Here is a 3,021-nt window from a genome sequence, read left to right on the forward strand (position 1 = left end):
GTGCCCGGCGCACCGCCCAGGATCTGAACGCCGGCCACTGTGGACGCATCGCAAAGCACGGTCGTTACCCCGGATTTCAGCCTGGCGTCGGACGCATTGCCGACGCGCAGGCCGGCAACGTCGGTGATCAGGTTGCGTGGGCCGGTGCGAAACATCAGTTGCTTTCCAAGGGCGCAAAGCGCGTGCCATCGAAGCGGAAGACGCGGTAGGGGCTCCGGCTGAGATCGCCTTTCGCATCAAACCGGATCGGCCCGATCGCCGTGGTGAAATCCTGTCCGGTCAGAGCTTCGGTCAGTGGTTTGCCCGAGCTTTCGGACAAGCCCGACGCTGCCTTGGCGATTTCGACCGCCGCAAAGGCCGGCAGCGTATAGCCGTCGGGCACGACTTTCTGCGCGGCAAAGGCCGCCAGCACTTTTGGATCGGCGACATCGGCCCATTCCGGCGGTGCGATCATCAGTGTGCCCAAGGAATAGGGCACGTCGCCGGGCGGCGTGCGCAGATTCTCGCCGCCGGCAAAGACGATGCCCGCCTGAAGCTGTGCGGCATCGCGGCCCATGATGGCGATGTCGTCGCCATCGCCGCCGGCAAAGACATGCGTCGCGCCGGCCTTCTTCAGCCGACCGATCATGCCGATCTGATTGTCGAGCTGGGGCCGGAACGTGTCGACGAACACAGGTTTCAGCGCTGCCTGTTCGGCCGCTGCCCGCAACGTCTCGGCGATTTCACGGCCGTAGATGGTCCCGTCGTCGATAATGGCGAACAATTCGTTTTGCCACAGGCGGGTGAGGGCTGACGCGACCGCATTGCGCTCATCGTCGCCGCGTGGTCCGAGGCGATAGACCGGCCAGCCGGTCTTGGCGCGGCGGTCGGTCAGGCTTTCGGTTCGCACGCCAATGGTGATGACCGGAATGTTGGCGTCCTTCAGGATCGGCATCGCCGCCTCGATCGCCTCGGTGCAGAGAAAGCCGACCACGATATTGACCTTGACGGCTGCGAATTCCCTGGCCGCGGCAGCGCCGCCATCGGCGGTGCAGGCATCATCCACGGTCTTGAGTTCGATGCCGTCCGCTTCGGCGGCCATACCGGTACCGGCCTCGATCTGCTTGCCGAGAATGGCCGATGGTCCCGACAGGGGCGCCGAGACGCCGACCAGCAGCGTCCGGGCATCCGCACCACTGGCCAGGAACAGCCAGAACAGCGCCGCTATTGTTCTTGTCCTGGGTCGCATTCGAGCGATGGGATCCTCCGGGCCGGTCCTATGCTCCCGGCACTGTTGCCGCCAAGACCTAAAGGCTGCCCGGCCTTGGTGCAACACGCGAATTTCGGGATATGGCTCAGGCACTTCGCTTGTGGCGGGCTATGTCTGGCCATATATGTCGATAGGATCCTGACAATGGAAAAAATACGGTGCTGAAGAAGAACGACATTGGGCCGCAGGCCTATCGCGACGCGATGAGCCACTTTGCCGGCCACGTCCATGTGGTCACCACCGACGGGCCGGCCGGCAAGCGCGGCGCGACGGTGATCGCGGCCTGCTCGGTTTCGGACACCCCGCCGACCATCCTGGTCTGTCTCAATCGCGAAAATCCCAAGAACGAACCGTTCGTGAAAAACGGCAGGTTTGCCTTGAACACCCTGGCTTCCCACCAGGAGCCGCTGTCAGTCGGCTTTTCCGGAATCACCGGCTTGCCGGTTGAGGAGCGCTTCGCGCTCGGCGAATGGGACGTGATCTCCACCGGCGCGCCGACGCTGAAGGGTGCGCTCGCCGTGTTCGACTGCGAATTGATCGATACCAAGGACCTGGCCACCCATCGTGTGCTTTTTGGCAAGGTGACAGGCCTGCGGATGGGCGATAATTTGCGGCCGCTGATCTATCACGCCCGCGGCTACCACGTACTGGAAAGCGGAGCGGCGGCGTTCACGGAGAAAGAATGACCGAGCTGAAACCGCGCGCCGCGCCACGGACGATCGACGAGACGCTCGATCTCCTGACCGGTGCGGACTATGTGGCGGACCGGTCGCTGGCGACCGTACTGTTCCTGTCGTTGCGTATGAAGCGGCCGCTTTTCCTTGAGGGCGAGGCCGGCGTCGGCAAGACCGAGATCGCCAAGGTGTTGGCACAGGCGCTCGGCCGCCGGCTGATCCGCCTGCAATGCTATGAAGGCCTTGACGTCTCGTCCGCCGTCTACGAGTGGAACTACGCCGCGCAGATGATCGAGATCCGCATGGAGGAGGCGGCCGGCAAGGTCGAGCGCTCCGCCATGGAGCGCAACGTCTTCTCCGAAAAATACCTGATCCGCCGCCCGGTGCTCGATGCGCTGACCGGCAAGGCGGGGGCTGCCCCGGTTTTCCTGATCGATGAGCTCGACCGCACCGACGAGGCGTTCGAGGCCTTCCTGCTCGAAATCCTGTCCGACTTCCAGGTGACGGTGCCCGAGCTCGGCACCATCAAGGCGGAAGAGCCGCCGATCGTCATCATCACCACCAACCGCACCCGTGAGATCCACGACGCGCTGAAGCGGCGCTGCCTCTATCACTGGGTCGACTATCCCAATGCCGAGCGCGAGTTGGAGATCGTGCGCCGCAAGGTGCCGCAGGCCAACCAGCGCCTTTCGGCCGAAGTGGTCTCCTTCATCCAGAAGCTGCGCCAGATCGAGCTGTTCAAGGTGCCGGGTGTCGCCGAAACCATCGACTGGGCCGGCGCGCTGACCGAGCTCGACAAGGTGGCGCTCGATCCGGAAACCGTCTCCGATACGATCGGCGTGCTGTTGAAATACCAGGACGACATTGCCCGCATCGAGCAGGGCGAAGGCCGGCGCATCCTCAACGAGGTGAAGGCCGAGCTTTCGGCGGCGGAGTAGGCGATGCCGCGCCCCGAGCCAAAAGAGGCCATGCCGCACGGGCGGATCGCCGACAACATCGTCTATTTTGCCCGCACCTTGCGCAAGGCGGGCATGCGGGTCGGGCCGGCCTCGGTCAAGGACGCCATCGAGGCGGTGCTCGCCGCGGGCATCGGTTCGC

4 protein-coding genes and 1 pseudogene are annotated in these 3,021 nt (G+C 64.3%); 3 read left to right on the forward strand and 2 right to left on the reverse strand.

The window, feature by feature from the left end; translation table 11 throughout:
• Both EN914_RS30055 and EN914_RS30060 read right to left on the reverse strand, forming a co-directional pair.
• A partial coding sequence (locus EN914_RS30055) for a P1 family peptidase (RefSeq protein WP_206527274.1) occupies positions 1-155 on the reverse strand: 155 nt, incomplete at its 3' end.
• Positions 155-1,228 (reverse strand): branched-chain amino acid ABC transporter substrate-binding protein, encoded by a 1,074-nt coding sequence (locus tag EN914_RS30060; protein ID WP_013532116.1) that lies wholly within the window; start codon positions 1,226-1,228, stop codon positions 155-157. The genes EN914_RS30060 and EN914_RS30055, both read right to left, overlap by 1 nt.
• A gap of 179 nt (positions 1,229-1,407) precedes the next feature.
• Between EN914_RS30060 and EN914_RS30065 the strand changes: the two genes are divergently transcribed.
• From EN914_RS30065 to EN914_RS39455, 3 genes and pseudogenes are all read left to right on the forward strand, one after another.
• Positions 1,408-1,935, forward strand: coding sequence for a flavin reductase (locus EN914_RS30065; RefSeq protein WP_013532115.1), 528 nt, complete (start codon positions 1,408-1,410; stop codon positions 1,933-1,935).
• The gene (locus EN914_RS30070; RefSeq protein ID WP_013532114.1) at positions 1,932-2,861 is read left to right on the forward strand and encodes a MoxR family ATPase; all 930 of its coding nucleotides are present in this window, start codon (positions 1,932-1,934) and stop codon (positions 2,859-2,861) included. The genes EN914_RS30065 and EN914_RS30070 overlap by 4 nt, the downstream gene beginning before the upstream one ends.
• Before the next feature lie 3 nt (positions 2,862-2,864).
• Positions 2,865-3,021, forward strand: a pseudogene (locus EN914_RS39455) (VWA domain-containing protein); the annotation flags it as partial.

The sequence above is a fragment of the Mesorhizobium sp. M7A.F.Ca.CA.001.08.2.1 genome (assembly GCF_003998455.1).
In the GTDB taxonomy this organism is placed as follows: Bacteria; Pseudomonadota; Alphaproteobacteria; order Rhizobiales; family Rhizobiaceae; genus Mesorhizobium; species Mesorhizobium ciceri.

Bases quoted from the DNA above. Each gene is read 5' to 3' on its own strand.
- EN914_RS30060 (WP_013532116.1), bottom strand. From the start codon at position 1,228: ATGCGACCCAGGACAAGAACAATAGCGGCGCTGTTCTGGCTGTTCCTG.
- EN914_RS30070 (WP_013532114.1), top strand. From the start codon at position 1,932: ATGACCGAGCTGAAACCGCGCGCCGCGCCACGGACGATCGACGAGACG.